Raw genomic sequence first — 481 nt, forward strand, 5'->3', positions numbered from 1 at the left:
CCTCCACGTGCTCCAGTACCAGATGGCTCTTCCCCTCGTGGCGCACGAAGTCGTGGAATCGCACCACGTTCGGGTGCCTCAATCGGGCGGCGATCCATGCCTCGGCCTGGAATGCCTGCACGGTCGCAGGGTCTGCCTGCATCTCTGGCAAGAGCCGCTTGATCACCACCGGATGCGAAATCCCGCACGGCCCCACGCGACGCGCCAGGAACAGCGCGGCCATGCCTCCCGTCGCCAGCCTGGAGACGATCTCGTAGAACCCGTTGCCGACCGGCAGGGTCTCACGGTCCGAGCGATCCCCTGGCGTGCAGCGAGCCGGACTCCGCGTCCCAGCCCCTCGCCGAGGAACCCACCGCAGGAGCCGATCTCCTGCTCCCCGGTTCTCGAACCCGGCCACACGCACCTTACGCCCACGGAGCCCTACTTCTCGCGGCATCTAGCGGGACGTCTCTCCATCACCAAGCGTGCCAGGCCTCGAGAT

General features: G+C 67.4%; 1 protein-coding gene. It reads right to left on the reverse strand.

The features are described from left to right. Nucleotides 1–223, reverse strand: a 223-nt coding sequence (locus BN4575_RS22780) for a protein kinase (protein ID WP_368664547.1), incomplete at its 3' end; no start/stop codon positions are given. Nucleotides 224–481: the final 258 nt, after the last annotated feature.

Origin of the sequence: Aeromonas sp. EERV15 (genome assembly GCF_900079845.1) — a bacterium.
Lineage (GTDB): Bacteria > Pseudomonadota > Gammaproteobacteria > Enterobacterales > Aeromonadaceae > Aeromonas > Aeromonas sobria.